The organism is Microvirga sp. M2 (genome assembly GCF_047497095.1).
Classification (GTDB): domain Bacteria; phylum Pseudomonadota; class Alphaproteobacteria; order Rhizobiales; family Beijerinckiaceae; genus Microvirga.
Genome location: NZ_CP134065.1, coordinates 565,192 through 591,680, shown reverse-complemented (window position 1 = coordinate 591,680; position 26,489 = coordinate 565,192). Strand labels below are relative to the sequence as shown.

Below are 26,489 nucleotides of genomic sequence, written 5' to 3'. Positions count from 1 at the left end.
GGGCAGTCATGAGCAACCCAGCCCAACCTCCCAGCCGAAAGCCGGACGGTGAGGAGCCCCTTCCGGTGCTCGAGGAGGCAGCGCGAAGCAGCCACAGCGTGGCCGAGGAGGTCATTCCGCTGGTCGAGGAGACCGTACCGGTCGACAAGCGGGATGTGGTGACTGGGCGTGTGTGCCTGCAGACGGTGACTGACACCATCGAGGAGCTGGTGGCAGCTCCATCAGAGGGGCATGATCTGATGCGAACGACCGCTAATTGGCACATTTGCGAAGTATGCGGAATGTCTGCTGACGAAGGGGACAACAGACATTCCTGAGACGTCGGAATCTTTTCCGGACGACCCGCTGCTGATCGTCGCTGGAGACCTTGTCGGCGCATAGATTGCGATGCATGTTTCTCATCCGGGGCTGTACCTCTGCCAGACGTTGATCGAGGGAGGGCCTGCGCACCGCGGAAGGTCACAAGGCGGACCAGCCGGAAGCCACGTGACAGCCACGATTGTCGCAACACGCAAGGTAATGGATGAACCCGCTCAACTTCCGTTCCGACTATGCTCGATCCAAGCAGGGTTTGTCGGAACTGACACGGCTCATATACGACGTTTTTGACGTTGATGTTTCGCCTCTTGATCGATTGGGCCATGATCCGAGCGTCGTCGTCTTTGGTTGGTGGCGTGGCAACGAGTTGGTCGCCAACGTCAGCCTCTATGAGCGGCAGCTGTGGCTCATGGGCGAACCGGTATCAGCCTTGGGCGTTCAATCCGTCGCGGTTCGGCCAGAGTGGCGCGGGAAAGGTCTGTTTCGCGATCTGATGGGGCGAGCCCTCAGCTTTGCCGATGCAAGGGTAAAACTGGTTACTCTCGCAACTGGCACGCCAAGCCTCTACACGCCATTCGGCTTTCGTCAGATCGAAGAAGCAACCTTTAGTGCCGGATTGGCGCTCCGGCAGACGCGGGCAAGCTGCCGTCAGCTATCCTTGGACGACGAGAGGGATGCTGCATTTGTACGGGATATGTTTTCCCGGCGAAGTCCGACTTCGCTGGTGGCTTCGGCTTGCGACCACCCAGCCTTGTTTATGTTGAAGGCGGTCGAGACGCCCGAAATCGAATTGCTCCACCTTCCGGACCTTGATGCGGTTGTCGCGGTAAAAGGACGAGAGGGATCATCAATGACCCTGCTCGATATCGTCGCGCCATCGATACCGTCGCTGGAAGCAATCGTTTCTGCTCTGGGCTATACCGGGGAGCGGATCGACGTACACCTGACGCCCGACCGTCTCTCTTGGACGCCTGAGGAACAAACCCATTTCGATAATGGGCACATGGTTCGCGGCTTCTTCGCGCCAGAGGGGCGAGCCTTCATGCTATCCGATATGCAGATTTAACCCATGCTCGCTCTGGACCAGTTCTAGTGGCTTGGGCATGGCTCAATGCATTGCCGGATTGTGGCGAGGTCCTGCTTTGCCATGCCGCGCCGGTCCAAGTCGCTGAGCTGGATTCCGCGCTGCTCGAAGGGCGCTAAAGCTGCAACGTCCCCTGCCCGATGATGCGCTCGAAATCGTGACGGAAGGTCACAAGTCAGACCAGCCTAAGGCTGCGTGATCGAGCATAGAGCCTCACGTCAGTATTTATCGTTCCGCGTGGCCCACATTTCAACCAAGAGGCCGCCTGGCAGGTTCTGTTCGCCGTATGACGTACGCATTTGGACCGCTTCGGCACTCAAACGCCGACGTTCGCTAGGTAGCCGGAACGTGAAAGTCTGACCCGTTCCGAACCTTCTCTGATTAGCTCTCTAATAGGCTCGGCACTCCATAACGCCCGTTTCGCGAAAAGGTGAGGCCCCATCAAACTGTCATCATCCTAGTGCCCAGTTGCTTCCCAATGGGGACCGAAACCGATTGATACAGTCGCGCTGATCCCATACCGGAAGAGGAGAGGCCTATCATGTCGAGATTGGTAGTCGCATTTGCGTTGGCACTGGCCGCAACCACCACCGCCACTGCTCAAGATGCTCCGTCCAGACAGTCGCAGGCTCCGGCTGCCAGGAGCACGAATGGAACACAGCCGTTCCTGTTTGATGGACGGCTAAAAGGTGATGGTGTCCGGCGCGAAGAGCAGGTGGACAATCGCCACCCCAGCGCTGGTGCCATCGCGCAGCCGAAAGCGAGCCAGCCTGAGCGCAAATGATGGGTCCGGGCGTCCGTTCGTGAGGGGCCGGGCCCCAGCGGACTGCGTTGACGCGCGGCAAGCATTCGCGAGTATTCAGGCTCCGGTCGAGGGCATCCAAAGAACTGGTTAGACAGTCCCTTCACTTACTTAGAGCCGGAGCCGCTGCACAATTATTGCGAATGCGCTAAGACGGCACACTATCCCGTTCTATGGACGGGGTTCTCGGAATTTTGCGGCCTCTCGGAGACCAGAGCGCTGCCCCAAAATGCCAGACGATTGTCCTGACTGATCAAGCGCAGGGCTCATCCCCTTGCAATAGTGCCTGCCAACGCTGCGGAGGCCGCCTCGTTTGGCGGCTTCCATAACTCCCCAGGAGGACGGATCATGTCAGCGGAAGACGAAGTCCGTAGCGCATCCGAGCGCTTTTACTTAGCCTTGAACCGCATGCTCGATGGCGATGCAGGCCCCATGAACGAGATTTGGTTGCATAGCGATACTGTCACAACCATGAATCCGGTCGGTGGTCGCGAAGTGGGATGGCAGAGTGTTGGGAACTTTTGGTTACGAGCCTCCAAGCTGTTTAGCAACGGCCATGTCGAACTCCGCGATCAACTCATTCAGGTCACTGGCGACATGGCCTATGAGGTTGGGGTCGAGACAGGCCAAGCCACGCTGGCCGGGAGACAGGTGCCGGTCGAGCATCGGGTGACCAACGTCTATCGCCGGCAGGCGGGGGGCTGGAAAATGGTCCATCATCACACCGATCTTTCCCAGGCCATGCAGGAGATCGCTCGCGATCCGCAAGCGGCCGGTCGCTAGTTGAGTCCGAATAGGTGGAATGGAGTGGACCCTGTCCGGATCCCTTTCTTCCTGCCGTTATCAGTTCCAAAATGGGGCTTCCGCGAAATACGCACCAACATCGCGGTTTGCTTTTCCATGCGCGACTGGAGCGCCATTTGAGGGTCGAACGGAACGGGGCAGTCCCGACAGGAGGATACCCATGCTCACCTTCCAGCCCCTTGATCCAAAGGCACCAATCGACACGCAGCTCAGTGCTGAGGCCGCGCCGGTCGTCCTCGTCAACCTTTTCACGGTGGATCCCGCCGACATCGATGGGCTGCTCGCGGCGTGGGAGCATGACGCAAACTGGATGAAGCGCCAGCCCGGCTACATCTCGACCCAATTACACCGCGCGATCGGGGAGAGTTCGATGTTCCTCAATTACGCAGTTTGGGAGTCGGTGGCCCACTTTCGCGCCGCATTTACACACCCGGAGTTCCGGAGCGCACTCGACGCCTACCCGTCGAGTGCTGTCACGCAGCCGCACCTTTTTGCCAAGGTGGCGGTGCCTAACCTCTGCACCGCGTGAGGGGATAAGGTTCCACACGTACAGGTCGATTCCAGGGTAGCAAGCTAATGCACGGTGTTCCTTAGGCAGTGGTACGTCCACTGCTACCTGAGCCTAGAAACTCCCTTCCAAGGCTGAATGCTTGTCAAAAGCGGCCGTCCGTGAAATTGAACCACAATCCCGGAAGCTCGGCACCCGGAACGGGGCTGACCTCATGTTCATTCTCAAAACCACCGTTTTTGAACGGCATCACTGAGCAACGAGGGGAGGGGGCTTTATGGGCAGGTCAGCCTTTGACACGTAGCGGCCCTTCGCGTCACCCGGGCGCCCAGATCCAGCCGACCTGCATTTCAGGGGTTCATCCTATATTAACGCGGCTGGTGCCGGTAACTCGCCCGACGCGGTCGTCCCCGAATTTCTGTTCCGTCTGCTCAAGCTGTTTCCGAACCTCGACCGGGTTGTGATCTCGCTGTGCGACGTAGTGGCTACCGGCATCGGGGCGGTCCTCATCCCGACCGTCCAGGCGGCCTAAAGGGTTAAGAGAATGTCCCATCCAATCAAGAACAGTCTGGCGAAGGCTCTATGATGCGCCTGCTGGGCGGGCGAAGGCACCAGAGGAGAAGCGCCATGGGCAAACCACTCTCCGAACATCTCGCCGACTTGTCGGTTCGCGCCAAGGATGCCGAGCACCACATAGCGGCCGCGAAGAAGGAAGCATACGACAAGATCATGGAGCGCAGAGAGCAGATGCGAGCCGCTGCCGAGACCGCGGTCAAGAAGGTGGATCAGGATCTCAAGTCCGCCAACGAGACTGCTGCTGAAAAGGTGAAGGCCCTCAAGGCCAAGATCGCCACCGATATGGACGCTCTGAAGTCCGACATCGCCCAGCACAAGCACGAGCGGGACGTCGCTAGGGCCGCGAACCAGGCCGAGAGGCTGGAATGGGAGGCCACTTTGGCGGTCAACTATGCCGCGGCGTCGATCGAACAGGCCGAACTGGCCGTCATCGATGCCATGATCGGCCGTGCAGAGGCCGAGCGGGCAAAGGCGTCCTGATCGCCCTGTCTTCGAAGTACAGTGAAATTGCCGGGGCATTCCCACATCCCGCTCCATCGAGAACGGGATGGTACGCGCCTATGCCATCCCGTCCGCGGTGCGAGCCACCGCCCTGCTTTCGCCCCTCGCCCGCGTCCAGGCCCAGGTCGTTCGCCTCAATGAGGTGAGTGAGGAAGGGGCCGGTTGTGGCACACTTGGGATGCTAGCCCGAGGGCAGCAATCCTCACGTAACCAGACATGCCGGAAATTGAACGGACTTCACTGCCTGTGATGGGTTTCGGATGCCGGCCATCACGACGTAGGCACATGCATCAGGGCCGGCGTCCGACAGCCTCCAGGGAACGAACCCGCGGGATGACGAGCGCAGGTTTTGACCTATGGAGATTTGACGGCTCCGCCTGGCCCGCTGTGGCCGGATAAACGTGTTTGGCGTGTTGGACGTGAGGCTTCGGCCGGTGGCCGGCGCGCGTGAAGCTCGCGCAGGTTGCGATGCGCCCGTTGAAGGACAGATGACGTCAGCGTTGAGACCTGTTTGACCAAGGCCCGCGAGCTCCGTTGCACACAGCCTTCCGACTGCCGATGGTGAGCGCCTTGGGCAGCGTTGCAATCCGGTTTGTGGTTTGAGCTCATGGTGTCTGCGTCCCAGGCGGCGCGCGGGCATAGTGGCCGCGTGCGAAGGTCTCAAGGACGATCATGCGACCGCCGCAGCATGGGCAGCGCGGCCTCGTGTCCGGAGATGCGGCGAGGCCAGCCTTGTCCGTATCAGCGCAGTCCGTCTCAGGCTCCGGCACGGCGAGCAAGGCGCGGGCCCGCAGGATGTTCGCCTTGCGCCCGGCGCTGGCGAGAAGGCCGTAATGGCGAATGCGATGGAACCCCTTGGGCAGCACGTGGAGCAGAAAACGCCGGATGAACTCGCCCGCATCGAGCGTCATCACCTGGTCGCGCTCGGCTCCGTTGCGGCGATAGTCCTTGCAGCGGAAGGTGACGCCCCTCTCGTCGAGCGAGATCAGCCGAGAGTTGGCGATCGCGACGCGGTGGGTGTAGCGCGACAGATAGGCCAACACAGCCTCAGGTCCTGCAAAGGGAGGCTTGGCGTAGACGAACCAGTTCGTCCGGCGCAGGGGCGCCAGGAAGGCGGCAAAGGCGCGGCGGTCGCTGAGGCCCTCATGATCGCCGAAGAACTGGAGATGCCCGGCCGCATGGGCGTCGGCGAGCTTGAACAGGAACAGCCGCCGGAACAGCCGCGAGAGCACGCGCACGGGCAGGAGGAAGCCGGGCCGGCACGCCACCCATCGCTCACCGTCGAGCGAGAGGCCACCGCCGGGCACGATCATGTGCACGTGCGGGTGGTGGGTCATGGCCGAGCCCCAGGTATGGAGCACGGCGGTAAGACCGATGCGGGCGCCGAGATGCCTCGGATCGGCGGCGATCGTCAGCATTGTCTCGGAGGCGGCCTTGAACAGCAGATCGTAGATCACGGCCTTGTTGTGCCAGGCGATGGCGGCCATCCGGGCCGGCAGCGTGAACACGACGTGGAAGTAGCCGACCGGCAGCAGATCGGCTTCGCGCGCGGCGAGCCAGTCCCGGGCCGCGGCGCCCTGACACTTGGGGCAGTGCCGGTTGCCACAGGAGTTGTAGGCGATGCGGATGTGACCGCAGGCCTCGCAGCCCTCGACATGGCCGCCGAGGACTGCGGTGCGGCAGGCCTCGATCGCCGCCATCACCTTGATCTGGCCAAGACTGAGATGGCCGGCATGGGTCGCACGCCAGGCGGCGCCATGCCGATGGAAGATGTCGGCGACCTCGAGCGGCGGGCGGTGCACCGCCGCCCTGTCATCCGTCCGGCCGCGCCCCGTCCTGCGGCCCAGGCCAGATCCGGTCGAGCGGGCTCATGACCGTGCGGATCGTGCTGGTGGCGACGCGGGCATAGAGCGCGGTGGTGTCGAGCTTGGCATGCCCGAGCAGGACCTGGATGACGCGAATGTCGATGTCCTGCTCCAGCAGATGCGTGGCGAAGCTGTGGCGCAGCGTGTGCGGCGTCACCCGCTTCGGGATCCCGGCGGCTTGGGCTGCGGCGTGGACGGCGCGGTTCACCTGACGGGTCGACAATGGCGTGACCGGATTGCGGCCCGGGAACAGCCAGCCCTGGGGCAGCATCAGGCCGCGGCGGCTTCCCTCGCGCCACCAGGCGCGCAGGAGCTCGAGCAGTTGCGGCGACAGCATGGCATGGCGGTCCTTGCGGCCCTTGCCCTGTTCGACTCGGATCAGCATGCGCGTGCTGTCGATGTCGCTCACCTTGAGCGACACGATCTCGGAGACGCACAGTCCGGCGCCGTAGGCCGTGCCCAGCGCGGCCCTGTACTTGGGACCCGGCGCCGCTTCGAGCAGCCGCGTAACCTCCTCGAGGCTCAGCACCAGCGGCAGCTTGCGCGGCTGGCGGATGAGTGTGAGACGGCGGGCGAGATCGGGCCGGTCCAGGGTCACGGTGAAGAAGAAGCGCAGCGCCGCGACGGCGCTGTTGATGCCTGGAGGCTGGAGGCCTGCCTGGGTCTGGTGCACCTGGAACCGACGCAGGTCCTCGGCTGTGGCCTTGTCGGGCGAGCGGCCGAGGAAGGCGGCGAAGGTCTTCACACAGCGGATGTAGTCGTGCTGGGTCTTCTCGGTGAAGCCGCGCACGGTCATGTCCTCGATCATGCGCTGGCGCAACGCGGTGCCGGCCGGAGGCGACGGATGGACGATCATGGAGCGCTCCTCTCAAGCTGAAGGTTGACCCTTCAAGCTTGGAGGCGGAGCAGCGTCCGTCACCTCTGATCGATCACAGCCTCACTGGCGCCAGAGGCTCAGCGTCAGCCTTGAAACGCGCGTCCTCCCGCGCGAGCGGGTTCGTTCTATGGCACGGGGCAGACGTAAGCGTTTGGTCCGCTTCGACACTCAGGTGCTGACGTTCGTTAATCGGCAGGAACGTGAAATTTTGACCCGAAGGAGACCTTCCCAGACCACGGTTCTGTCCTGCGATTGAAGGCATGTGGACCCTTTTGCGTGCAATGATCATCAGCGACGCACCGGCTGGCCAGTCCTCCAGGATGAGACTGGCCGTTGCAATACGAGCGCCACCTTGGGGCGCAGACTGTCGCCGAAGTCCAGCCCGTTGTGGACGGAATGCCCCGTTGTTCGGGTGCCGTGGAGCCGCTGATTGCGCTATGCCACGGCTGCTTTTCCCGTCCCGTTGGTCGACTGTGGCCGCTACGTGTCGACTCGGTCGGAGCCGATCATAAGTGGTGCAGCAAATTCGATGACACAAGTCACGCCAGAACTCTCCATGTGCCGACGCAATGAACCGCCGAGCTGACCCTCCACCAACCGCCTCAGCAATCGGGAGCCGAAGCTCTCGAGCGCGGCGCCTCTCACCATCGGTCCATCGGCTTCGCTCCACTCCAGCACCAGATGCTGAGCATCCCGTCTCCAGCTCACCTCTAACCGGCCCGTCGGGACAGAGAGCGCGCCGTATTTGAGCGCGTTCGTCGCGAGTTCGTTGAGAGCAAGGCCGAGAGCCAGCGCCTGCGGGCCCGCTAGTGTGACCACCGGGCCCACTACGGTGAACCGTCCGGGGGCGTCCACCTTATAGGGTTCGAGTTCGGCCTCTACGAGCTCGCCCAACGTGATCTGGTCCTGGTGCGCCAGTTTCCGATCCAGCAGATCGTGTGCGCGAGCCAAGGCGGCGATCCGCGCCGAGAGCGCTCGCGCATGCTCCGGCGGCAAGGTCAACCTCGCGAGTGCCTCGGTGGCGGTATAGGCGTTCTTCACCCGGTGCCGAAGCTCGTCACGCGCGAATTCCGCCTCCTCAAGGGCTCGCGACAGCGCCTTCACCAGGCGCACATTCTCCATCGCGGTCGCGGTTGCCCGGGTGAGGGTTTCCAGGGTCTCGACCTCGTCGGATGTTGGCTCGTAGACCTGGCCCCAGTAAGCGCCGATTGCGCCGATCGGGTCCTCAGACCGCACAGGCGCCATCACGAGGCTGCGCACGAAGGTTTCACGGTAGAGGTCCTGCGGGATCCGCTCGTCACGGCGAATGTCGGCGATCACAACCGTCTGGCGATGGAGCATCGCCCAGCCGCTGATGCACGACGAAAGCGGAAAGTTGCGGCCTTTCCAGAGCGGGCCGACTGCGTCTTCCTCCACATAGTGGCAGGCGTCGCCCTCTCGCAGGATGACCGCAATGCCATCGGACCCGATCAACCGACGCGCCGTCGACCGGACCACCTCGACCACATCTTCGATCTCGCCCGCGCTCGCCAGGCGCTCGATCGCATTCACTAGATCTCCCGCGGGCGTGCGGCGGGAGCTGGTGCGCTTGGAAGGTGGTGTAGGCTCCGGCATGGGTGCTCTGGTGTATACACATCGATTCCTGCCCCGGTCGCAAGGGTGAACCTGGGCAGTCCGAGAACTCAGAAATAGAGAAGTTTGTTCCGAGCGCCAATCAGCGGCGGCCCCGATCGGGCGCTTCTGAATGTAACGTCCGAGTTCCAAACATAGCGCGAGTGACCGAGCCGGCGATCCTCGGAGGAGCGTACGTCGAGCACGGTGCTTGCTTGGGCGCTCTAACACGCAGCCTTGAGCTCAGGCTGCCAGGCAAAGCTCGTGCTGCTCGACCTGCGGGATTGGCATCGCTGGCGCGGCCGGATCCGGGCTCCATTCGATGTTCAGCAGGCGCAAGGCCGCTTTCACCTCCGGCAGACGCGGCGGCTCGCCTTCGGGCATGCCATCGGCGAGAGCCAGGTCGAGGAGGTACTCGTCCCAGGCCCAGCGCCACAGGATCTCACGCTTGCCATCGAGGGTGAGACGGGGATGACGTACCACATCGGCGGGTGACGCGAACACGGACGCGGGGGTCACCAGGGCGCGATCCAGGTCGGGCGGGGCACGGACTTCGCGTCGACGAGCGTTGGCGCGGAGCCAAGGCAACCGGGTGATGGCGCCTGGGGCGGGAGGGACAGAGAATTCGGTTCTCATCCCACGCTCCGTCAACTGTGGCTCTGGTCCAGCGCCCTGAGGGCATCGAGGATGTCGTCGATCACGACAGCGGCGCCGGAACCAGGGATCTGCCGCCATCCAGGTCGGCCCTCGACCGAACAGGCGTCCGACGCCCATTCGGCAAGCAAGGCCCGCTTCTGGCCTCTCGACAGGAGTGCATGCCCGAGCACCTGGTGCGGATGCGTGAACCCGCGGCTGGGTCTGTGACGGGGAACCGTGAGTTCGCTCGCGATGTCGTCTCTGAAGGTTTGTTGCATCGATTCCTCCTGAGTTCTGCCAACAGTCCAGCCTCGGGCAGGAGGCGCCCGAGGTTACTTCTTGCTGCCAGCTCGCTTACGCGGCCCTGGTCTCCTGTGGTCCGTGCTCGATCTGCTTCGCGTTATCCTGCGCCATCACAGGCTGATTGTTCGTGGCGATCTCGATCCGGCGTGGCTTCAAGGCCTCCGGCACCTCGCGCACCAGGTCGACCGTGAGCAGCCCGTTCTCCAGGCTCGCGCCCGTCACCTTGACGTGGTCAGCGAGGTTGAACGTCTGCTTGAAGGCGCGGGTGGCGATGCCGCGATGCAGATATTGCCTGTCCTCCTCGGAACCCTTGTGTCCCGTCACCCGGAGGGCGGAGCCGTGCTGGGTGAGTCGATCGATCTCATCCGGGGAGAAACCGGCCACCGCCATGGTAATCCGGTACTGGTCGTCGCCCACTTTCTCGATATTGTAAGGCGGCCAGTTGGTCATGGGCTCGACCCGGGTGGTCTGATCGAGCATGTCAAACAGGCGGTCGAATCCGACCGTCGAGCGGTACAGGGGGGAGAAGTCGAAAGTTCTCATAGCCACATCCTCTTAGAGCAACATGGATCCGAGAGCGCCGGACACCGCCGGCGCCCGTGTGCCAAGCTCGTCTGAGCCTTGGCGCTCATCAAGGTAGGAACGGGATTTTGCGTCGTCAAGCCCGTCCACCCTACCGACACAACGCCAAGCCTCCTGAGTTTTTTAGGGTCACTCGAACGGATCACACGGCTCATCGAGATCCCACGGAGGCGGTATGGTGAGGCGGATGCACTCGTGGTTCCAGCGCTGCAATCTAGGAGCCCTGGCTCGACGGGGACTGGAGTAAAGTCCAGGAGTCCGGATCAGTGGGGTTAAGGCGCGCCGATAAGCCTTTCTGTCTACAATTTCTGTCGCAACGGCAAATGCCAGAAAGGCCTACATGCAATCCTCCTGAACGACCGCGAATGGCACGCGTGAGACCTAAGCTCGAGGGCGGCGATCCTCACGTAACCGGACATTCCGAAAACACACGGAATCTCGGTTCCTGACCGAGGCTGTGTGAAAACTCAAATCAGCTTCACTTTACCGAACTATTTATACAAGTCTGGACTCTTCTACCGTGATTTCCCCGGCCAAATGGGGCTTGCGCGAAATAGGATTGCTCCAAAGGGCAACGCGTCGGCGTTTTCACACAGGCTCGACCCACAGGAGACCTTCGAGGATTTGTAGAGAATCCGCGATGAACATGCTCTCGAGCGCCATCTTGAGCCTCACTCCTCTCACCCTTTGACGTTGGCGATCCATGAGCCTCCGCAAGGAGGGCGGAAATGCTCATCGCGGGTTCAAAGTCATCATTGGCAGATGCGGTAGCGGTCACTCGACCCGTGCTGCTGCACATCGACGTGCAGGTGATCGACATGGTCCGGATCGGAGCCTGGTCCGAGGATCGTGGTGAACCAGCCGCAGGCGGCCTTACGGATGGCCGCGAGGGTCGGATCCGGAGCAGCCTCGCCCTGTGGCTTGACGCGCAGGGTCGATCCGTTCGCCAGCTCGAAACCCGCGATGTCAATGGCCAGCCCTTCGGCGTGGGTCGACAGCCTGCCGGTCTCGGCCCGGTTGCGAGGGCGGCACTCAAAGCCCGGGCCTGTTTGGACGTTCTTCAATGCGGTGTTCAGGCTCCCGGCCACCATCGGCGCCACCAGATCCCCACCCAACGGCCGAAGGGATCGGCAAAGCGACAGGCCAGGACGGGTTGGACGCCAAGGCGGACCATCGCTCCGGGCCGGGAGGGCACTGGAACCGCCGTCAGTCGGACGGGATCCTCGATCCGACAGAGTTCGCTTGACGCGGAGGGCTGTTCCACGGCCTCGACTTCGAACCCCGCGGCCTTGAGGCGGGTCAGACAGGGTTCGGGTGCCGCCACGGGCGGCGCGGGACCTTGCCTCTCCGGGGCTGGCCGAGCCAGCTCGACGGGAGCCGCAGAGGGCGGAGCGGGCGGCAGCGCCTCCCGCGGCCGAGGCGGGGGCAAGGGCGGCATCGGCTGCGCCGTGCCCGTGCCGGTCCCCAAGGCAACGATCGCTGCAAGGAGAAGGCTAGAGCGCAGCATGAGTCCCACCCCCAGTTTCGGGAGGAACGCAACAGTTGCGGTTCCGGTTCACTCGCGGGGGTGCACCGCAGCCGCCGGAACGGCAACACGAGCCATGGAACCCGGGTCCGGTCGCGATGACCACGGTTCGGACACTCGCCTGTGCGCCGAGCAGCGGTTCGCGGCGCACGAGCGATCGCTCTCCACGGCTGGACCTACGGTGCGACGAGCACGCGACGGCATTCCGGCGGAAGGGCCGCGACGGTCATCGGCGGCCGCGCTCGGCCGGGCTTTGGAAAGAGCATTTGCGGCGTGAACCATCGGGCGAGTTCTGCCCCGCAGCCATCGCCCGCAGGGGGAGGTTCCTGGCCCTGGCAGCGACCATCCCCGGGCGGACACGCGATGCGGATGTGGAAGTGGTAGTCATGGCCGAACATCGGGCGGATCTTGTTGAGCCAGCCGCGCTCGGCTCCGGCTTCACGGCACAAGGCCTTCTTGATCGCCGGGTTGACGAAGATCCGCGTCACCTCGGGTTGTCGCGACACGGCTTTCAGCAGCGCGACGTGCGCCGGCGTCCAGACCGCCGGGTCGACGTCGAGGCGGTCCGGCCGCACCATGTTCGTGGCCGACATGTCTTCACGCTCTTCAGCGGAGAGGCGCCGATCCGGCATCGGCATCAGCCACACATCGGCATCCAACCCGACCTGGTGCGACGCATGCCCGGTCAGCATCGGCCCGCCGCGCGGCTGCGCGATGTCACCGATGAGGAGACCGGGCCAGCCATTGATTTCAGGCATCTGCCCCGACAGCCGCTCGAGGAGGGCAATCATGCGGGGATGGCCCCACATGCGGTTTCGCGAGACGCGCATCACCTGCCAGGTCTTGCCGTCGATCGGGAGGGCCATCGCGCCCGCGAGGCATCCCTTGGCGTAACTGCCGATCGACAGCGCCGTGAGAGGCACGGGGGTGGTGCGTCGCCCAAACAACTCCTTTGCCGGCGTCGCGGGATCGTCCGGGTTGGACAGCGGCGGGAGCGGCCGTGGGTCGAGGCTCCCCTTATCCTGCGCCAGGGCCGCCGTGCTGAGAATGAGGACCGGGAGAAGCAAAAGCCAGGGGGAGACGGATCGCAGCATGATGGACTGACCGAACGGGGGAGGGCACCCCCACCACCTATGGCAACCCGGCCCTGCGCCCAGGCCTATCGAGATGTGCGGGATGCGCTCAGCCTAGCGGAACGGCAGGACGACAGTTGACCGTCTCCCCGTGAACTTGCCGGCGACAACTCCGTGTCTCGATGGGCGGATCAACTCTTGCGGCTGATGGATTGCCTGAGCGTATAGTATACTATACGTAGGTATGCTCCATCCATCCTCACACCGGGAGATTCTCATGTTTCCTTCCAGACGATCCACGTTGGCCCTGTTCGTCGGGGCAGCCCTTGCCGTCTCCACGTGGCCTGTGCACGCCGCAGAGAAGATCAAGGCAGTGGCCTCCTTCAGCATCCTGGGCGACTTGGTCCGGCAGGTCGGCGGGGATCGGGTCGAGGTCACAGCCCTGGTGGGTCCGAACGGGGACGCTCACGTCTTCTCGCCTTCGCCTGCCGATGCCATGAAGGTCAAAGCCGCCCAGGTGGTGTTCGTGAACGGCCTCGGACTCGAAGGATGGATGGACCGCTTCTTCAAGGCTTCCGGTTCAACCGCTCCAATGATCGTTGCCTCAACGGGTGTGAAGCCCATCGAAGGAGCCGAAGTCAGCCACGACACGCACGCGGGGCATAGCGGCGAGCATCGCCTCGATCCCCATGCCTGGCAGAATGTCGCCAATGTGAAGCTCTACGTGGCCAACATCCGGGATGCCCTGGTCCAGGCCGACCCGGGCGTCAAGGAGACGTATGAGGGCAACGCCGCCCGGTACCTGTCCACACTGGATGCGCTTGATGCCGAGGTCAAAGCCGCCATCGCGAAGATCCCGGCCGACCGACGCCGGATCATCACCACGCATGATGCGCTGGGATACTTCGCGGCCGCTTACGGCATCCAGGTCGTTGCACCCCAAGGCGTCTCCACCGAGGCCGAGGCCTCGGCCGGGGATGTCGCCAGGATCATCCGCCAGATCAAGGCGCAGAAGATCCCGGCGGTCTTCATCGAGAACATCTCGGATGATCGCCTGATGCAGCGGATCGCCAAGGAAACGGGCGCCCGCATCGGCGACAAGATCTACTCGGATGCCCTGTCGCCGCCGGACGGGCCAGCCGGCACCTACGTCGACATGATCCGCAACAACGTCCGGGCCTTCAGTACCGCCCTGATGGGCTAGCGAACGGAGGGTGAGCGGGTTGGGCCATCCGGTGGCTCAGCCTCTCTGCTGCCGCATTTGTCCCCGATCCAAAGCCAGGCGGGGAAGCTTCGCGACAACCCTCCACCCTGCGGTGGGTGTCTTCCCCCGGGTGACATCCCATGGCACGTTTCGGCCTGTGTCGTTTGGTTCCCGGTATCGCCATGCTCGTGATGGCAGGTCCGGCGTGGGCCCATCCGCATGTCTGGGTGACGGCCCGGGCCGAGATCCTGTTCACCGCGGACGGCCGCGTCTCGGGCATACGGCACGCCTGGACCTTCGATCCGGGCAACTCGAGCTTCATGACCCAGGGCCTCGGTGCCAACCATGACGGCAAGCCGACCCCGGACGAACTCCGGGACCTGGCGCGGGAGAACACCCGATCCCTTGCCGAGTTCGACTACTTCACCATCCTGAAGGCGAACGGCTCCGAGCAGGAGTTCAGCGAGCCGACCGAGTCCGGCATGAGCCTTGCCGACGAGGCCCTGACCCTCACCTTTGTCCTGCCGCTCAAGACCCCAATCGGTCCCGGCAAGACCTTGTCGGTCGAGATTTACGATCCGACCTACTTCGTGTCCGTCAGCATGGCGGCCAAGGACGCCGTCACGCTCAAGGGCGCTCCCGGGGGCTGTGCCGTCGCGGTGACCGGGCCGACGGCACCCAAGCCCCTGACGGCCCAAAAGCCGCAGCAGCTCTCGGAAGCCTTCTTCCAGACGCTGACGTCGGCCTCGAACTCTGGCGTGCAATTCGCCAACCGGGTCCGGGTCTCATGCTCCTGAGGACCGCTTCGTTGTCCGTTCGGTCGGTGCGCCGCCGACACCCGTCCGCCTTGTCCTTGCGGCGGCACCCGTGAGCATGCGCCATGGTTTCGTCTCTCTTAACCATGAACCCTCATGGTTCGAATCACCGCCTTCGAGGCTCGCCGCAAGCACGGCGGTGCAAGAGCGATCCCAGGGCTCCTCCAGGACTGAAACCCCTTCTGGCTCTCTGTCTGATCGGGCTGGCCTCGCCCGCCTTCGCGCACCCCCATGTGTGGGTCACCGCCCAGGCAGATGTAGTGTTCACCCCGAATGGCGTCACGGGGATCCGTCACCACTGGGTCTTCGACGAGGCTTACACCGCCTATGTCACGCAAGGGCTGGACAGGAACAACGACGGCCAGCTCACCCCGGAAGAACTGCAGGAGCTGGCAAACGAGAATGCCGCCTCTCTCAACGAGTTCGATTATTTCGCGACCCTGAAGGTGAAGAGCAAGCCGCAGGCTTTCGGCGAGCCGCGCGAAGCCCGGATGGTCATGGAGGGCAAGCAGGTGGCCATGGCGTTCTTCCTGCTGCTGAAGACCTCCGCCCGGCCAATGGCAACCTTGCCATCGAAATCGACGACCCGACCTTATTCGTCTATTTCAGCCCTGCGGATCAATCGTCCGTGACGCTCGCCAATGCGCCGCAGGGCTGCATCACGAGCGTCGCCAAGGCGAAGCCCCTCGACGCCGCCATGCAGAGGATCCTGCAGGACGAGGGCGCGATCCAAGCCGCTCCTGGCGCGAATTTCAGCGTGGAATATTCCAACAAGGCCATTATCGCATGTCCGTGACCTCCGCTCCCCTCAGCTCCCCAGCACACGCCCGGATCCGGCTCTGGCAGAGACTTGCCCTGATGGCTGCGGCAGTGGCCGTCATGGCGGGCGCCATGAGCCTGCTCGCCTTGTGGGTCGGCCCCATCGGCGCGCCCCCGCCCCGCAGCCCCTTCGGCATGGGAATTCGCGAAGCCGCGCCCTCCGGCAATCTCGGCGCGTGGATCCTCTCCATCCAGTCCGGCTTCTATGCGAGCCTCCAGGCGAGCCTGCGCGCCATGAAGGAGAGCGGCGCAGCCTTGAGCTCCCTTCTCGTCGTGGGCTTCGCCTATGGAATCTTCCACGCGGCAGGCCCAGGGCACGGCAAAGGCGTGATCTCGGCCTATCTGGTGGCGGACGAGAAGGCGCTGCGCAAAGGCTTTGCCTTGAGCTTCGCCGCCGCCCTCGTGCAGGCTCTCGTCGCCATTCTCATCGTCGGTACGGTCAGCGTGGTGCTGCGCGCCACCGCCTCCACCATGAACAAGCTCGCTCTGAACGTGGAATTATTGAGCTTCATCGTCGTCGCCCTCCTCGGCTTGGCGATCACATGGCGCAAGAGCGGCAAGGTGCTGGGCGTGCTGGCGCTTGCGAAAGATCCCTTGAGCACCGTACCGCAGGAAAGCTGCGATCACGTGCACATGCCGCCGCCCGAGGAGCTCGACCGCCTCACCCGGTGGCGCGACATGGCAGGCGTGGCGCTGGCCGCCGGCATCCGCCCCTGCGCGGGCGCGCTGATCGTGCTGGTCTTCTCCCTGGCGCAGGGACTGTTCGCGGCAGGCATTGCCGCCACCTTCGCCATGGCGCTTGGCACCGCGCTCACCACCAGCGCCATCGCGGCGGTTGCGGTGTTCGCCAAGGCTCTTGCTCTCAAGGTGGCCGGCGGGCGCGGTGCGGCGGGTGCCATCGTCATCGCGTGTCTCGAGCTGCTCGCCGCCGCCTTCGTCGTCGTGCTCGGCGCTTCGCTGCTGGTGGGACTTTGGGCGGGTTCGTGATGGGAGGGCGGCATCAATGCTTCAGTGGTGGCGGGAACGGCGGAGGCAAGCGGAGGAGCGGGTCGCCCTGGTGGCGCAGGTGAAGCCGCGCGTTCGGGCCGCGTTCGGCTTGGGCGAGACGGATACCATAGCGATCAATGAGATCGCATGCCCGGACCCCGGATGCCCCGACATCGAGACCGTGATACCGATCATGCGCCCGGCCGGAAGACCCAGGCCGTGAAGATTGTCGGGCCGTTGTGCAGGTCAGCGATGCGGACCTCGTGCAAGCCGCAGCCCGTTGGTCATCACTCTCTGAGGCAGGAGCAAAATAACGGAGCCTCAGGAGGTTCCCCAAGGTCTGGAACTGATGCTGTGGACGGCTCTCACCCAGCGGTGAGGTAGCATGGCTGCTTCGAGCAGCCAGCGACACAGGAGCAACCCATGCGCACGGTCACCACCATCGGTCTGGATATCGCCAAGTCGGTCTTCCAGGTGCACGGCATCAGCGCCACGGGCGAGGTGCTGATCCGGCGCCAAGTCAGGCGAGGGCAGGTGCTCAAGTTTTTTGCCAGCCTGCCGCCGTGCCTGATCGGCATCGAGGCCTGTGCCTCGGCCATCACTGGTCGCGGGAGTTCCAAAGCCTCGGCCATGAGGTGAAACTCATGCCGCCGGCTTATGTCAAACCTGAGTTATTTCGGAATGTGGGTGATGACGGTTTGAGAAGGGCGACGTATCGAGGCGGGTGTCCAGCCTGCCAGAACCTCTTCAAGAAGAGCGATACGTCATGACCGACACTACCAACATTGTCCGCCTTCGTCAGCCCGACGCGATTGACGATCCCCTGACCGATATTCTCCGCGCCGGCGCCCGCAAGCTCCTGGCCCAAGCCATCGAAATCGAAGCCGAGGCCTTTCTCGCCAGCATGCGCGATCTGAAGCTGCCGGACGGACGTGAGCGCCTGGTCCGGCACGGGCATGGCCCCGAGCGCACGATCCAGACCGGCATCGGCCCGGTTGAGGTCCGCCGGGTCAAGATCCGCGACCGGGGTGATGTCGGCGGGGACCGCATCAGCTTTTCCTCGGCCATCCTGCCGAAATGGGCGCGGCGCACCAGGAGCCTGGATGCGCTGCTGCCGATCCTCTATCTGCGCGGGCTCTCGACCGGCGACTTCCAGGAGGCACTCTCGGCCTTGCTCGGCAAGGACGCCCCGAACCTGTCGCCGTCCGCTATCACCCGGCTCACCGGCGAATGGCAGGCCGAGTACGAGCGTTGGCAGGCCCGGGACCTGGCAACTCGCCGGTACGTCTACGTCTGGGCCGACGGCGTCTACCTGCAGGCCCGCATGGAGGATCAAGCCGAATGCATCCTGGTGCTGATCGGCGCCACCCCGGAGGGCAAGAAGGAGCTGGTCGGCTTCCGGGCTGGGGTGCGCGAGAGCGCCCAGAGCTGGCGTGAGCTTCTGGTCGAGATCAAACGTCGTGGTTTGACTATCCCGCCCCGGATTGCCGTCGGGGACGGGGCACTCGGCTTCTGGAAGGCGCTCGATGAGCTCTTCCCCGGCACGCATCATCAGAGGTGCTGGCTGCACAAGACCGCCAATGTGCTCAACAAGGTGCCCAAGTCCGTACAGCCGGGCATGAAGGCCGCCCTGCGCGAGATTTATCTCGCGCCGACCCGAGCTCAGGCCGAGGTCGCTGTCGATCTGTTTGCCGAGGCCTACCAGGCGCGCTATCCCAAGGCGGTGGAGTGCCTACGCAGGGACCAGCAGGCGCTGCTGGCGTTCTTCGACTGGCCCGCTGAGCACTGGATCCATCTGCGCACGACAAACCCGATCGAAAGTGTGTTTGCGACGGTGCGGCACCGGACCGTGCGCACCAAGGGCGCGTTGTCGCCCACGACCGCTCGGCTGATGGTGTTCAAGCTCATCATGGCGGCTTCGAAAACCTGGCGGCGGCTGATGGGCGAAAACCAGTTGCCGAAGGTGATCGCCGGTGTCAGATTCCAGGATGGCGCCGAGATCCTTCCGACGCCATCACACAACGTCGCCTGATCGGCCCCATCACCTAAATTCCGGCATAACTCGTCAAACCTTGTGAAGCGGCAGAAGAACGACATGGCCGATGCCGAGGCGATCTGCGAGGCCGTCATCCGGCCCACCATGCGCTTTATCGACACCAAAACGCAGGAGCAGCAGGGCATCCTCATGCTGCACGGGGTGCGATTAATGCAGATGCACCAGAGGACCATGCTCACGAACGCCATCCGGGCGCACCTGGCCGAGTTCGGCGTGGTGGCGAAGATCGGTCGCGAAGGTGTCGACGAGTTGCTTCTGCTGGTCCGTGATGGCGATGAGCGGGTGCCGGAGCTGGCCCGCGCCTGGATCCTGACTCTGGCCGAGCAACTGGTGCTGGTCAATGGACTTGCTCCACTTGAAGCAAGACCAATATACCAATCGAACTCCGTGATAGAGTGGCGCTTTCAGCTCCATTGTGCCTCCCTGCACGAACGCTCCTGCGCATCACTGCCGCAGGGGAGCCACGTCCTCTTCACACACTTGCCCTATTGCGGACATTCGCAGAAGCGAGCTTTTCCCTGAGCGTGAGCCAACCTGACCAGTCTACCCCTTCAGAACGCCACAGGATGGTACCTGGTGTGGTACCGCCATTTCAGCTTCAGCAACTCCATCAACACAGCAACAATCTCAGGAAAGCATGCCACGACGTCTGCTCACAAGTCTGCTACAGCCCCGGCCGAGGCACATGAGCGCGCCTACAATCTTTTCAGGAACCGGGAGTTTCCCGAAATCGTCTGTGCCGTGCCTGAGGTTTGCCCGGTTCCCGACTTCATCGGGCCGGACCATTGGGAATTCGAGCGTCCACTTCGTCCCGCCGAGCCGCATCCGCCAGGCTTCCAAGACAAGGCCGCGGATACGGCCGTACGGTTTAATGGATTTTACCTGTTCTACGCCCTTGCCTCTGTCCCAGCTGTGCAGGCGGCCCTCGACATGATGATGGGAGGACTCTAGGCCCGCCCTGGGGCAAAGGGATTGAGATCGGGCATGCCCGTGGGCTCCGTTGCCACTCCTGGCATAGATCATGCGAAGGTCAGATAAGGACGTAGGTTACGCGTCTACGCCGAACAGGGTAGCAATGAAGTCGCTCTGGGCCTTCATGTCGTTGGCTGGCGCACTTACAACCTGTCCCTTAGGAATCATCGCCATGGCCTCATAACCTGCAATCGTCTGCGAGGCGGACGCGAAGCTCTTGAAGCCCAGCCCTGGCCGAACCAGGCGCTTGATACGCCGGTGATCCTGCTCGACGATGTTGTTCAAGAATTTCACCTGCCGGAGTCTGGCAAAGCGCCAGAGTTCCCCATGCCGTTTCATAGCTTTCGTCGCAATGGGGTAGGCGGCGTTCTTGTCGAGCGTAATGGTCCGCTGATTAACCGTGTGGGGCTGCTTCAGCGCTTTCCGGAAGAACCGCCGTGCCGCCGCGGCATCCCGCTTAGGGGAAAGCAGGAAATCGATGGTTTGTCCGCGAGCATCGACGGCGCGGTAGAGATACACCCACTTCCCCTTCACTCGGATATATGTTTCGTCAACCCGCCAGGAACCGTTCCTCATACGAAGATGCGGACGGATGCGCCTCTCCAACTCCGGTGCATAGGCCTGGATCTACCGAAACAGGGTGGTGTGATCGACCTGAACGCCTCGATCGGAGAACATGCGCTCAAGATCGCGGTAGCTGATCGGGAACTGCAGATACCAGCGCACCGCCCAGAGGAACATCTCCGCCGTAAACTGCCGACCCTTAAACGGGTTCTTGTTATTCTGCTTCACAGCGCCCCCCTCGCACCGCCCGCACGTCATAGTCCAGGCAAGGAGACCTTCAAAGCTGCAACAGAATCCCCTACGGCAGTGGGCGCTGAAATTCGGCTAGGACTTTGCCAACCAGATCCGTCGGCGTCGGCCCGCGCCTGGCGACAAATAGCACCTGGACGAGGTCGTCATCACCATTGCCGGTGAAAAGCATTGGCTCTGGCGGGCGGTAGATCAGAACGGGTTCGTGCTCGACACCCTAGTCCAGAGCCGTCGCGACACAAAAGCCGCGAAGCGCCTGCTGCGAAAATTGCTCAAGGAGCAGGGTAGAACGCCTCGCGTGATGATCACGGACAAACTCGCCAGTTATGCAGCGGCGAGAAAGACGGTCATGCCCAGTGTGGAGCACCGACAACACAAAGACTTGGCCAACAGAGCGGAGAACAGCCATCAACCCGTCCGACGACGCGAGCGCATCATGAAACGCTTCAAGTCAGCTGGGCAGGCCCAGCGCTTTCTCTCAGTTCATATCAGATCGCCAACCTCTTCCGTCATCCCGCGAACTCTAACGCCGCTGATCGTCACCAGTCCCGCGCCCGAGCCTTCGAATCGGCGCCTGGTTGGGCCTGACCACTAGGCGCTACCAGTCGGGCGCGGTCGACTACGATGGTCATATCTCCCGCCGGGGCGACCGCCAGGGCTCTCAAGCTCGCTTGACTATTTTGTATTGCGCGACGGATCGCCTCTGTCGTTGTGGCGCTCCCATGGAGAACTTGGCCCATGCGCGTCCCTCCATTCCAAGGATAATATCGCGCCATCAAACCCCGGGATCAAACATCCAGGAGACCTATGTGCGGGTAGCGAAATCGCGACCTCGCTGGACCGTGAGCGATGCCTTCGACCTCGCTTTCCCGGACCGACGGCGTCAACGCCCGGTGCGCGCCTCAGGGGGGCTTGAGCGCGCACTTCGGTTTCGATCAGGTTATCTCCGGCATCAGGATCACCGCCGTCCGTTTCAGGTTGTAGGCGCTGGCCGTCAATCTGACCTGCAGGGCCGCTTTCGCCAGTCCCGTCCAACGCATGCGGCGCAAGCCATAGCTGCGCTTCCAGGTTCCGAAGATCTTCTCAATCCGGCAGCGCACGTGCTGGACGTGATGGTTCCACGCCCGCAACTTGCGTAAGGCATTGCCCCCGGGCCGGCCCCACACGCCCGTCTGGACCACACACGGGCATCCGCCTTTGCTCTGCACGGCGGAGGCAAAAACTGTTCCACGGTAGGCGCTGTCCGCGTCAACATCGCCAGGGTGATCCGGCAGCACCGTGCTGCCGGTCCGCCCGTCGTTGACGTTGCCGGGGGTAACGGCCAATGCCTCCACGAGGGCCGTATCGGCATCTGCCGCCACATGGGCCTTGAAGCCGCGGATCGCCTTGCGCCGCTTGTGCCCGGCCCAGGAAGCCTCCTCATCCCGGTGAGTGGCCGAAGCGATCACAGTTGCATCCACCAGCGTGCCTGTCTTGATGGTGATGGCTTGGGCTTTGAGTTCGCGCGTCACCTCATCGAACAGCACCTTGTCGGGACCGCGCTGCCCGAGTTCCCGCCGGAACCGCACGAAGGCGGTGCGCTCTGGCGTCGGCTCGTGGGCGGCGAACCCGCAGAAGCGCCGGAACGAGGCTCGATCCTCCAGCGCCTCAGAAAGCTTCACATCCGACAAGTCGTACCAGACCGCCAGCAGCAGGGCCCGGAACAGGGCCAGCGGTGGCCAGGCAGGTTCGCCCTTGGCAGCGGGCATAGATGTCGGCCAAGTCTCGATCCAGCAAGGACCAGTCGATCGGCCCACACAGCCGATCCAGAGAGCCGCGATGGAAGATGGGATCGGCGACAAACGTGAAGACTTCCTGTCCGATCTGACGGCGTGCCATGGGACCACTCCCGTCCTACCCAGCAGCCCGATTGCATCACCCGAAGGGCCAAGGGTCGAGCCCACCCGCGTACAGGTTTCATGAGTGGCCTTTCGGTCCCCTCAGCCGGCCGATTTACGCGAACCTGCCGTTGGGCCGCATAAAGTGCGGTAGCCTTGATCTGCGGTAGCCGATGTTCCCAGGATGGGCTCGGCAGTCCCCCTTCATTCCGGAGAGCAACTCCAAAAAATGTAGCCGAAAAGCCGCTCGAGATTTTCCAATCGGGCCGATTCCCCTAGTCTTTTCCACCATTTGCCTTTTCTGCCTTGGTCGGCACGGATCTTGCTTCAGCGGGTGCTTGATGCGCGCATCTTCCTGCTGTGGCGACGTGGAGCCGTCGCTTGCAGTGTGCCCGGTTTCCTGGCCGGGCGCATCGTCTTGGCTCCGCTTCGGCTCGCCGTCTGGCGAGACCGCCCAAACACGAGAGCTTAAATGAATTTTATGCAGATCCAGACGACGGCGACCGAGACCAGCGGCGCTCTGTTCCAGACCGCCCGCCGGCTCATCCCGGGTGGTGTCAACAGCACGGCCCGGGCCCAGTGGTCTGGCTGGACCCCCTATCCGCTGTTCGTTGAGAAGGGTTCCGGCTCACAGGTCCAGGACGTCGACGGAAACGTGTATATCGACTACCTGCTTGGCCTTGGCCCGATGCTCCTCGGTCACAGGCCTCCGGCCGTCACGCAGGCCGTCGTCGACTTCATTCAGCAGCGTGGAACGGTCTTCGCGCTGCCGACGGCCGACGAGGCAGTTCTCGCGCAGAAAATCGTGGACGCGGTTCCCTCCGTGGACCAGGTGCGCCTGTGTAACACTGGCACCGAGGCCGTGCTCTACGCCACCCGCCTCGCGCGCGCATTCACTGGGCGGAACAAGATCATTCGTTTTGAGGGCATGTATCACGGCTTCTCTGACGCCGTGTATTGGAGCAAACATCCAGCGATCGAGAAGGCGGGGCCGGATCGTCAGCCGCGCCCGGTGCCGCAGGGCCCCGGCCTGCCCGCTGGTGTCGAAGCCAACCTCATCATATTGCCCTGGAACGATCCCGATGCGTTGAAGACGGCCATTCATACTCATGGTAATGAGATCGCCGCTGTCCTGACCGAGCCCGTCATGTGCAATACGGGCTGCATCCTGCCGGAGCCCGGCTATCTCGAAGCCATACGCGCGATGACTGAAAAGGCTGGGATCGTGCTGATTTTCGACGAGGTTATCACAGGGTTCCGCCTGTCGATCGGTGGCGCCCAAGCCCGCCTGAGGATCACGCCGGATCTCTCCGTTTTCGCCAAGGGGCTAGGCGGTGGCTTCCCGGTCGCGGCGCTCGGTGGGCGCCGTGACATCATGGCGCTGGTCGACGATGGACGGGTCTCCATGGCCGGCACCTACACGGCGAACGGCATCGCCGTTGCAGCCGCCAACGCGACGCTCGACGAACTCGCCGCGCCGGGCTTTTACGACGCGCTCGACGCCATATCTGACCGCCTGCGGTACGGGCTTCAGGATGTCCTGGGAAAAGCAGGGCTGCCGGCCCACGTCGTCGGGATCGGCGCCCTGATGCAGGTCTGGTTTACGACCCGGCCGATCAGGAACTACCGTGACGCGGAGCGGTTCGCGGACCAGCAACTTTTCGATCGGTGGTGGCGCGGCATGCTCTCCCGCGGCGTTCTGTTCCACCCGGGTGCCTACGAAAATCTCTTCGTCTCGGCCGCGCATACCCAAGAGGACATCGATGCAACCTTGGAGGCTGCCCGGGACGTCGCATGCGAGCTCGCGTCGGCCATCTGATGTGCCGTAAGTGACTGCGCCGCTGCCGACCTCGAACAGCGAGGAACAGAGGCGGCGGCACAGCATCGGTCTGACGGATCCGGCGGCTTGATGAATGGCAGGTGCTCAGCCATTGCGGAGTGTAACGGTGGTGCAGTGAAGCCCGGCCTCACGCTCCGTCCCGGAACTGCTCCAGCAGGCCGTTTGCCGACAGATCCGCCTCCGTGGACCAGAGCCGTAACGGAAGGCAAGAGCGTGAGGCCAGGTGAAGTCCGCAGGCCAGGACGCTCGCAGAAAGGGAGAGAGCTCCAAAATGTGTAGCTCGGCAATTGTGGGGACGATCATCCGCCACGAAGAATTCCAGGAAAAGCAAGGAAATCATACCGGGCATTAGAATGGCACGGTTCTTGCATAAAGGCGGCCAAGGTTCCTTCTCTCTCCTGACTGAATCCATGAACACAAATTTTCGGGTACTCTGCGACTTCGACGGCACCATTGCCCTCGATGACGTAACGGACGCTCTCCTTACCGCCTTTGCCGACCCGGAATGGGAGACGGTCGAGGAGGCCTGGAAAGCAGGCCGGATCGGTTCGGACGAGTGCATGCGCCGGCAGGTCGCACTGTTGCGTGCCGGGCTGGACGATGTGAATGCGTTGCTCGACCGGCTGCCGATCGATCCGACGTTCCCGGGCTTCGTCCGCCTCTGCCAGGAGCGTCGCATCCATGTGACGGTCGTCAGTGACGGGCTCGATCACGCCATCGACCGCATCCTGAAGCGCGAGGACCTGTCACTCGAGGTCAGGGCCAACCGGCTTGTGCACTCGGCCACGGGAGGGTGGGCGCTCGAGTGCCCGCACGCTGCTGACACGTGCCGGGTCCAGGCCGCGAATTGCAAATGTGCCGCCGCTTCCGAGGCGCGCGATAGCCTGACTGTCCTAGTGGGTGACGGCCGCTCGGACATCTGCCTCGCCGAGCGGGTCGATTTCGTGTTCGCAAAGAGCATTGGCGGCACACCCTCGACCTTGCTGGCGCATTGCCGGGCCCACAACCTCCCGCACCGGGCATTCGAAAGCTTCGCCGAGGTGGCTGATGGCCTCGCCGAACTCGGTGCATTCCGGGATGCCGCGTGAGCCCCATGGCTGACCGCATTTGGAACCGCGCCTCATGGCGATGATCCTGACGGTTCTTGACACCGACGCAACCCTCACGGCCCAGCCCGCCGTCCGCGACCGTCTGGCCACGGCGCAGGCGCGGCGCATCGACCTTCTAGATCTCGGCCCGGCCCTGCGGCTGTGGGCCTGGGAGGCCGACTTTGACGGCTTCCGTGCCCGACTGCCGCAATCCCAATCGGGCGCGACCGATGTATTCATGACTGGATCCGGGGACTTCCATCATCTCACGCCCGCCCTCATTGAACGTGCCGATCGTCCCGTGACGGTCATTCACTTCGACAACCATCCGGACGGCGCATGGAGCTTTCCGCGTCGCCACTGCGGTTCCTGGGTCAACGCGGCGCTGGTGCTCGCCCACGTCCGAAAGGTGATCACGATCGGGTGCTGTAGTGACGACCTCACGCGGCTGGGCGGTCGCACTGCCTGGATCCAGGCTCTTCAGAATGGCCGCCTCGAACTTCACCCCTGGTCCAGGTCGCCCGCTATCCTAGGGCGCGGTGTCCGTGGAGTTCCCGGGCACCGAACCGAAGGTCGCAAGCTGTATTGGAACGGTCTGGCCGGGAGCACGTGGCCCGGCTTCGTGGAAGATCTGGTCCGGCGGATCGCGGGCGAGACCCTGTGGATCAGCATCGACAAGGATGTGCTTGGGCCGACGGAGGCCGCGACGAACTGGGACCAGGGCGCCATGCCGTTGGCCTACCTGGAAGAGGCTCTGTCTGCGCTGGCGCGCCATGCGCCCATTGCCGGCGTGGACGTCTGCGGGGAGTACGCCCCGCGCCGCCACCGCCATCCGGCGAAACGGCTCGAGGCCTGGATTGATCAGCCAAACGACGCGCCGGTAGGCACCGCCATCAATGATGCGACCAATTCCCGCCTTCTAAACCTCCTCGCGGCCATCCTGTGACGCCGGT

At 63.4% G+C, this 26,489-nt stretch carries 23 protein-coding genes and 5 pseudogenes; 18 read left to right on the top strand and 10 right to left on the bottom strand.

The annotated features are described in order from the left end of the window. The first annotated feature begins 8 nt into the window (after positions 1–8). From RE429_RS31425 to RE429_RS31400, 6 genes are all read left to right on the top strand, one after another. On the top strand, positions 9–317 hold the full coding sequence (locus RE429_RS31425) for a hypothetical protein (RefSeq protein ID WP_414476190.1): 309 nt from the start codon (positions 9–11) through the stop codon (positions 315–317). Between the two features lie 206 nt (positions 318–523). Beyond that, the gene (locus RE429_RS31420) at positions 524–1,384 is read left to right on the top strand and encodes a GNAT family N-acetyltransferase (RefSeq protein ID WP_414476189.1); all 861 of its coding nucleotides are present in this window, start codon (positions 524–526) and stop codon (positions 1,382–1,384) included. A 559-nt stretch (positions 1,385–1,943) separates the two neighbouring features. Continuing rightward, a complete protein-coding gene (locus RE429_RS31415) occupies positions 1,944–2,186 on the top strand; it encodes a hypothetical protein (protein ID WP_414476188.1) in 243 nt (80 codons plus the stop codon). Between the two features lie 366 nt (positions 2,187–2,552). Beyond that, positions 2,553–2,987 (top strand): YybH family protein, encoded by a 435-nt coding sequence (locus RE429_RS31410; protein WP_414476187.1) that lies wholly within the window; start codon positions 2,553–2,555, stop codon positions 2,985–2,987. A 181-nt stretch (positions 2,988–3,168) separates the two neighbouring features. Further along, positions 3,169–3,537: an antibiotic biosynthesis monooxygenase family protein gene (locus RE429_RS31405; RefSeq protein WP_414476186.1), complete on the top strand. Its 369-nt coding sequence runs from the start codon at positions 3,169–3,171 to the stop codon at positions 3,535–3,537. A 606-nt stretch (positions 3,538–4,143) separates the two neighbouring features. Then, a complete protein-coding gene (locus tag RE429_RS31400) occupies positions 4,144–4,572 on the top strand; it encodes a hypothetical protein (protein WP_414476185.1) in 429 nt (142 codons plus the stop codon). Between the two features lie 626 nt (positions 4,573–5,198). Here RE429_RS31400 and RE429_RS31395 read toward each other — a convergent pair. The 8 genes from RE429_RS31395 to mepA form a co-directional block, all read right to left on the bottom strand. Continuing rightward, on the bottom strand, positions 5,199–6,395 hold the full coding sequence (locus tag RE429_RS31395; protein ID WP_414476184.1) for an IS91 family transposase: 1,197 nt from the start codon (positions 6,393–6,395) through the stop codon (positions 5,199–5,201). Positions 6,396–6,405: 10 nt separating this feature from the next. Next, the gene (locus tag RE429_RS31390) at positions 6,406–7,314 is read right to left on the bottom strand and encodes a tyrosine-type recombinase/integrase (RefSeq protein WP_414476183.1); all 909 of its coding nucleotides are present in this window, start codon (positions 7,312–7,314) and stop codon (positions 6,406–6,408) included. 501 nt (positions 7,315–7,815) lie between these two features. Continuing rightward, entirely contained in the window at positions 7,816–8,886 is a 1,071-nt protein-coding gene (locus tag RE429_RS31385) for a sensor histidine kinase (protein WP_414476182.1), read from the bottom strand. A gap of 303 nt (positions 8,887–9,189) precedes the next feature. After that, a complete protein-coding gene (locus RE429_RS31380; protein ID WP_414474368.1) occupies positions 9,190–9,582 on the bottom strand; it encodes a hypothetical protein in 393 nt (130 codons plus the stop codon). An 11-nt stretch (positions 9,583–9,593) separates the two neighbouring features. Then, positions 9,594–9,860: a hypothetical protein gene (locus tag RE429_RS31375; protein ID WP_414474369.1), complete on the bottom strand. Its 267-nt coding sequence runs from the start codon at positions 9,858–9,860 to the stop codon at positions 9,594–9,596. A gap of 76 nt (positions 9,861–9,936) precedes the next feature. After that, positions 9,937–10,428 carry an Hsp20 family protein gene (locus RE429_RS31370; protein WP_414476181.1) on the bottom strand — a complete coding sequence of 164 codons (492 nt, stop codon included), beginning with the start codon at positions 10,426–10,428 and terminating at the stop codon, positions 9,937–9,939. Between the two features lie 791 nt (positions 10,429–11,219). Further along, a complete protein-coding gene (locus RE429_RS31365; RefSeq protein ID WP_414476500.1) occupies positions 11,220–11,558 on the bottom strand; it encodes an extensin family protein in 339 nt (112 codons plus the stop codon). A gap of 610 nt (positions 11,559–12,168) precedes the next feature. After that, positions 12,169–13,086 (bottom strand): penicillin-insensitive murein endopeptidase, encoded by a 918-nt coding sequence (gene mepA, locus RE429_RS31360; protein WP_414476180.1) that lies wholly within the window; start codon positions 13,084–13,086, stop codon positions 12,169–12,171. A 256-nt stretch (positions 13,087–13,342) separates the two neighbouring features. On the opposite strand from mepA, the gene RE429_RS31355 reads away from it, so the two are divergent. From RE429_RS31355 to RE429_RS31320, 8 genes and pseudogenes are all read left to right on the top strand, one after another. Next, positions 13,343–14,269 carry a metal ABC transporter substrate-binding protein gene (locus RE429_RS31355; RefSeq protein WP_414476179.1) on the top strand — a complete coding sequence of 309 codons (927 nt, stop codon included), beginning with the start codon at positions 13,343–13,345 and terminating at the stop codon, positions 14,267–14,269. Positions 14,270–14,409: 140 nt separating this feature from the next. After that, entirely contained in the window at positions 14,410–15,066 is a 657-nt protein-coding gene (locus RE429_RS31350) for a DUF1007 family protein (RefSeq protein ID WP_414476178.1), read from the top strand. 83 nt (positions 15,067–15,149) lie between these two features. Then, a pseudogene (locus RE429_RS31345) lies at positions 15,150–15,880 on the top strand (DUF1007 family protein). Continuing rightward, on the top strand, positions 15,871–16,890 hold the full coding sequence (locus RE429_RS31340; protein WP_414476177.1) for a nickel/cobalt transporter: 1,020 nt from the start codon (positions 15,871–15,873) through the stop codon (positions 16,888–16,890). The pseudogene RE429_RS31345 and the gene RE429_RS31340 overlap by 10 nt, the downstream one beginning before the upstream one ends. Before the next feature lie 423 nt (positions 16,891–17,313). Beyond that, positions 17,314–17,582: pseudogene (locus RE429_RS31335) on the top strand (IS110 family transposase); the annotation flags it as partial. Between the two features lie 74 nt (positions 17,583–17,656). Then, the gene (locus tag RE429_RS31330; protein WP_414476176.1) at positions 17,657–18,922 is read left to right on the top strand and encodes an IS256 family transposase; all 1,266 of its coding nucleotides are present in this window, start codon (positions 17,657–17,659) and stop codon (positions 18,920–18,922) included. A gap of 42 nt (positions 18,923–18,964) precedes the next feature. Then, positions 18,965–19,276: pseudogene (locus RE429_RS31325) on the top strand (IS110 family transposase); the annotation flags it as partial. Positions 19,277–19,522: 246 nt separating this feature from the next. Next, positions 19,523–19,897, top strand: coding sequence for a hypothetical protein (locus tag RE429_RS31320; protein WP_414476175.1), 375 nt, complete (start codon positions 19,523–19,525; stop codon positions 19,895–19,897). Between the two features lie 96 nt (positions 19,898–19,993). Here the strand turns inward: RE429_RS31320 and RE429_RS31315 are convergent. Further along, a pseudogene (locus tag RE429_RS31315) lies at positions 19,994–20,740 on the bottom strand (IS6 family transposase). Here RE429_RS31315 and RE429_RS31310 point away from each other — a divergent pair. Further along, a pseudogene (locus RE429_RS31310) lies at positions 20,706–21,319 on the top strand (IS6 family transposase); the annotation flags it as partial. The pseudogenes RE429_RS31315 and RE429_RS31310 overlap by 35 nt on opposite strands. A 347-nt stretch (positions 21,320–21,666) precedes the next feature. On the opposite strand, the gene RE429_RS31305 reads toward RE429_RS31310, so the two are convergent. Next, the gene (locus tag RE429_RS31305; protein ID WP_414476174.1) at positions 21,667–22,479 is read right to left on the bottom strand and encodes an IS5 family transposase; all 813 of its coding nucleotides are present in this window, start codon (positions 22,477–22,479) and stop codon (positions 21,667–21,669) included. Positions 22,480–23,080: 601 nt separating this feature from the next. On the opposite strand from RE429_RS31305, the gene RE429_RS31300 reads away from it, so the two are divergent. From RE429_RS31300 to RE429_RS31290, 3 genes are all read left to right on the top strand, one after another. Continuing rightward, the gene (locus RE429_RS31300) at positions 23,081–24,427 is read left to right on the top strand and encodes an aspartate aminotransferase family protein (RefSeq protein ID WP_414476173.1); all 1,347 of its coding nucleotides are present in this window, start codon (positions 23,081–23,083) and stop codon (positions 24,425–24,427) included. Between the two features lie 431 nt (positions 24,428–24,858). Continuing rightward, entirely contained in the window at positions 24,859–25,536 is a 678-nt protein-coding gene (locus tag RE429_RS31295; protein WP_414476172.1) for an MtnX-like HAD-IB family phosphatase, read from the top strand. A gap of 34 nt (positions 25,537–25,570) precedes the next feature. After that, a complete protein-coding gene (locus RE429_RS31290; protein ID WP_414476171.1) occupies positions 25,571–26,482 on the top strand; it encodes a hypothetical protein in 912 nt (303 codons plus the stop codon). The last annotated feature ends 7 nt before the right edge of the window (positions 26,483–26,489 follow it).

Bases quoted from the DNA above. Each gene is read 5' to 3' on its own strand.
- RE429_RS31355 (WP_414476179.1), top strand. From the start codon at position 13,343: ATGTTTCCTTCCAGACGATCCACGTTGGCCCTGTTCGTCGGGGCAGCC.
- RE429_RS31390 (WP_414476183.1), bottom strand. From the start codon at position 7,314: ATGATCGTCCATCCGTCGCCTCCGGCCGGCACCGCGTTGCGCCAGCGC.
- RE429_RS31425 (WP_414476190.1), top strand. From the start codon at position 9: ATGAGCAACCCAGCCCAACCTCCCAGCCGAAAGCCGGACGGTGAGGAG.
- RE429_RS31420 (WP_414476189.1), top strand. From the start codon at position 524: ATGAACCCGCTCAACTTCCGTTCCGACTATGCTCGATCCAAGCAGGGT.
- RE429_RS31330 (WP_414476176.1), top strand. From the start codon at position 17,657: ATGACCGACACTACCAACATTGTCCGCCTTCGTCAGCCCGACGCGATT.
- RE429_RS31340 (WP_414476177.1), top strand. From the start codon at position 15,871: ATGTCCGTGACCTCCGCTCCCCTCAGCTCCCCAGCACACGCCCGGATC.
- RE429_RS31405 (WP_414476186.1), top strand. From the start codon at position 3,169: ATGCTCACCTTCCAGCCCCTTGATCCAAAGGCACCAATCGACACGCAG.
- RE429_RS31350 (WP_414476178.1), top strand. From the start codon at position 14,410: ATGGCACGTTTCGGCCTGTGTCGTTTGGTTCCCGGTATCGCCATGCTC.
- RE429_RS31370 (WP_414476181.1), bottom strand. From the start codon at position 10,428: ATGAGAACTTTCGACTTCTCCCCCCTGTACCGCTCGACGGTCGGATTC.
- RE429_RS31300 (WP_414476173.1), top strand. From the start codon at position 23,081: ATGAATTTTATGCAGATCCAGACGACGGCGACCGAGACCAGCGGCGCT.
- RE429_RS31415 (WP_414476188.1), top strand. From the start codon at position 1,944: ATGTCGAGATTGGTAGTCGCATTTGCGTTGGCACTGGCCGCAACCACC.
- mepA (WP_414476180.1), bottom strand. From the start codon at position 13,086: ATGCTGCGATCCGTCTCCCCCTGGCTTTTGCTTCTCCCGGTCCTCATT.
- RE429_RS31380 (WP_414474368.1), bottom strand. From the start codon at position 9,582: ATGAGAACCGAATTCTCTGTCCCTCCCGCCCCAGGCGCCATCACCCGG.
- RE429_RS31375 (WP_414474369.1), bottom strand. From the start codon at position 9,860: ATGCAACAAACCTTCAGAGACGACATCGCGAGCGAACTCACGGTTCCC.
- RE429_RS31400 (WP_414476185.1), top strand. From the start codon at position 4,144: ATGGGCAAACCACTCTCCGAACATCTCGCCGACTTGTCGGTTCGCGCC.
- RE429_RS31290 (WP_414476171.1), top strand. From the start codon at position 25,571: ATGGCGATGATCCTGACGGTTCTTGACACCGACGCAACCCTCACGGCC.
- RE429_RS31305 (WP_414476174.1), bottom strand. From the start codon at position 22,479: ATGCCCGCTGCCAAGGGCGAACCTGCCTGGCCACCGCTGGCCCTGTTC.
- RE429_RS31410 (WP_414476187.1), top strand. From the start codon at position 2,553: ATGTCAGCGGAAGACGAAGTCCGTAGCGCATCCGAGCGCTTTTACTTA.
- RE429_RS31295 (WP_414476172.1), top strand. From the start codon at position 24,859: ATGAACACAAATTTTCGGGTACTCTGCGACTTCGACGGCACCATTGCC.
- RE429_RS31365 (WP_414476500.1), bottom strand. From the start codon at position 11,558: ATGGTGGCCGGGAGCCTGAACACCGCATTGAAGAACGTCCAAACAGGC.